This is a genomic window from Streptomyces sp. YS-3 (genome assembly GCF_045257485.1).
Taxonomy (GTDB): domain Bacteria; phylum Actinomycetota; class Actinomycetes; order Streptomycetales; family Streptomycetaceae; genus Streptomyces.
This window is the reverse complement of sequence record NZ_JBJHPC010000764.1, coordinates 1-2,814: the sequence shown is the minus strand read 5'-3', so window position 1 is coordinate 2,814 and position 2,814 is coordinate 1. Positions and strand designations below refer to the sequence as shown.

Here is a 2,814-nt window from a genome sequence, read left to right as displayed (position 1 = left end):
ACTGACTGGGCCGTCGGCCGCGCCGGCCGGCCCCGCTGGTGCCGTCGCCGCGGCCGACGGCCCAGTCAGTCCTGTACGGGAGCCGGAACCTCCAGGGCGATGCGGTGCTCGCCCGCGTACACGTTCATGGAGGCGCCCCGCAGGAAGCCCACCAGGGTCAGGCCCGTCTCGGCGGCCAGGTCCACGGCGAGCGACGAGGGCGCCGAGACCGCGGCGAGCAGCGGTATCCCGGCCATGACGGCCTTCTGGGCCAGCTCGAACGAGGCCCGCCCCGACACCAGCAGCACCGACCGGGACAGGGGCAGCCGCCCCTCCTGGAGCGCCCGCCCCACCAGCTTGTCCACCGCGTTGTGCCGCCCCACGTCCTCCCGTACGTCGAGCAGTTCGCCGTCCGGCGAGAAGAGCGCGGCGGCGTGCAGACCGCCGGTCCGGTCGAAGACCCGCTGGGCCGCCCGCAGCCGGTCGGGGAGGCTCGCGAGCAGCTCGGGCGTCACCCGGACCGGGGGAGTGTCGGCGATCGGGAAGCGCGCCTGCGTCCGTACGGCGTCCAGGCTGGCCTTGCCGCACAGCCCGCACGAGGACGTGGTGTACACGTTGCGCTCCAGCGTGATGTCGGGGACCTCGACGCCGGGGGAGAGTCGCACGTCGACCACGTTGTACGTGTTGACGCCCTCGGCGGTCGCTCCGGCGCAGTAGACGATCGACTGCACGTCGTCGGCCGCCGCGAGCACGCCCTCGCTGACCAGGAACCCGGCCGCGAGCGCGAAGTCGTCGCCGGGGGTGCGCATGGTGATGGCGAGCGGCCGGCCGTTCAGCCGGATCTCCAGTGGCTCCTCGGCCACCAGCGTGTCCGGCCGGGCGGAGACGGCCCCGTCCCGGATGCGGATGACGCGGCGGCGCTCGGTGACCCGTCCCATGACGCAATTCCTTCGTTTCCGACCGGTTTTCATGCCGGTCCGTGTGCCGGTTCGTGTGCCGGCTGTCGTGCCCGTCTTCGTGCCGGTTTTTGTGCCGGTTTTTGTTTGCCGCCTCCGTGACCGACCGGCACCGGGTACGCGGGGGAATCCGAAGGGCCGGTGACGCGGAGGCTGTCGTGGGCCACCGGGTTGTGCTGCGGCGAGGTGGCCCCGACCACCTCATTGTCCTGCACGGACGGGGCGGGCCGTCCCGGAGCTGACACAAGGCTCCAAAGGCGCGCCGGGAAGCCTGTGGGATCTCTTGCCTCTGTACCGGTCGGTAGCCACGAAGACTGGTTGGCTCCTGATGTCCTACGAGGGGAAACCGTGGCATGACCGGCATGCGAGGCTCACGCGTCGTCGCGCTCGGGCACTACCAGCCCGCCAAGGTGCTCACCAACGACGAGCTCGCCGCCATGGTCGAGACCAGCGACGAGTGGATCAGGAGCCGGGTCGGCATCCACACCCGCCATGTCGCCGGGCCGGACGAGCCGGTCGACGAACTGGCCGCGCACGCCGGTGCCAAGGCACTGGCCGCCGCCGGGCTGACCCCGGCCGACATCGACCTGGTCCTGGTCGCCACCTCCACGGCGGTGGACCGCTCCCCGAACACCGCGGCCCGGGTCGCCGCCCGCCTCGGCATGGGCTCGCCCGCAGTCCTCGACCTCAACGTCGTCTGCGCGGGCTTCACCCACGCCCTGGCCACCGCCGACCACGCCGTCCGGGCCGGCTCGTCCACCCGGGCCCTGGTCATCGGCGCGGACAAGATGACCGCCATCACCGACTGGACCGACCGCACCACGTGCGTCCTGGTCGGCGACGGCGCGGGCGCGGCCGTGGTGGAGGCGTCGCAGGAGGAGCTGATCGGCCCGGTGCTGTGGGGCTCGGTCCCCGAGATGGGCCACGCCGTACGGATCGAGGGCACCCCGCCCGTCTTCGCCCAGGAGGGCCAGGCCGTCTACCGCTGGGCCACCACCCAGCTGCCGCCGATCGCCCGCCGGGTGTGCGAGCGCGCCGGGGTCACCCCCGAGGACCTGGCCGCGGTCGTCCTGCACCAGGCCAATCTGCGCATCATCGAGCCGGTGGCCCGGAAGATCGGCGCGGTGAACGCGGTGATCGCCCGCGATGTCGTCGACTCCGGCAACACCTCGGCCGCGAGCATCCCGATGGCGCTGTCGAAACTGGTGGAACGCGGCGAGATCGGCACCGGCGACCCGGTCCTGCTCTTCGGCTTCGGCGGGAACCTGTCGTACGCGGGTCAGGTCATCCGCTGCCCGTGACGCGCCGGGCTCTCGCCCCGATGGGGGCCTCCCGCCCAGGTTCCAGGCTCCCGCCCGGATGGCGGCCTCCCGCCCAGGGTCCGGGCGCCCGGACGACGGCCTCCCGCCCAGGCGGCGGCCTCCCGCCTAGGTGACGCGCCCGCGCAGGGCGGCGAGGGCGCGGTCGGCGTGGACGCTCATCCGGAGCTCGCTCCTGACGATCTCCAGCACGCGCAGATCCGTGTCGATGACGAAGGTGACGCGCTTGGTCGGGGCGATGCTGAACCCGCGCCGGACGCCGAACGCCTCCCGTACGGCACCGTCGGCGTCCGAGAGGAGCGGATAGCCGAAGGAGTGCTTCCGCGCGAACTCCGCCTGCCGCTCCACCCCGTCGGCGCTGATCCCCACGGGCTGGGCCCCGAGCGCCCGCAACTCCCCGGCGATGTCACGGAAGTGGCAGGCCTCGGCGGTGCAGCCGGGGGTGAAGGCGGCGGGATAGAAGAAGAGCACCACGGGGCCCTCGGCCACGAGCCCGGAGAGGGTGCGGGGGGTGCCGGTCTCGTCGGGGAGCTTGAAGTCGTCGACGGTGTCGCCAATTC

3 protein-coding genes are annotated in these 2,814 nt (G+C 73.0%); 1 reads left to right on the top strand and 2 read right to left on the bottom strand.

Annotated elements, in window-relative coordinates:
- Positions 1–65: 65 nt before the first annotated feature.
- Positions 66–917, bottom strand: coding sequence for a formate dehydrogenase accessory sulfurtransferase FdhD (gene fdhD, locus ACJA3G_RS34470; RefSeq protein WP_406556968.1), 852 nt, complete (start codon positions 915–917; stop codon positions 66–68).
- A 380-nt stretch (positions 918–1,297) separates the two neighbouring features.
- Here fdhD and ACJA3G_RS34465 point away from each other — a divergent pair, with 380 nt between their 5' ends.
- On the top strand, positions 1,298–2,236 hold the full coding sequence (locus ACJA3G_RS34465) for a beta-ketoacyl-ACP synthase III (protein WP_406556969.1): 939 nt from the start codon (positions 1,298–1,300) through the stop codon (positions 2,234–2,236).
- A gap of 126 nt (positions 2,237–2,362) precedes the next feature.
- On the opposite strand, the gene ACJA3G_RS34460 is transcribed toward ACJA3G_RS34465, so the two are convergent.
- On the bottom strand, positions 2,363–2,812 hold the full coding sequence (locus ACJA3G_RS34460) for a peroxiredoxin (protein ID WP_406556967.1): 450 nt from the start codon (positions 2,810–2,812) through the stop codon (positions 2,363–2,365).
- Positions 2,813–2,814: the final 2 nt, after the last annotated feature.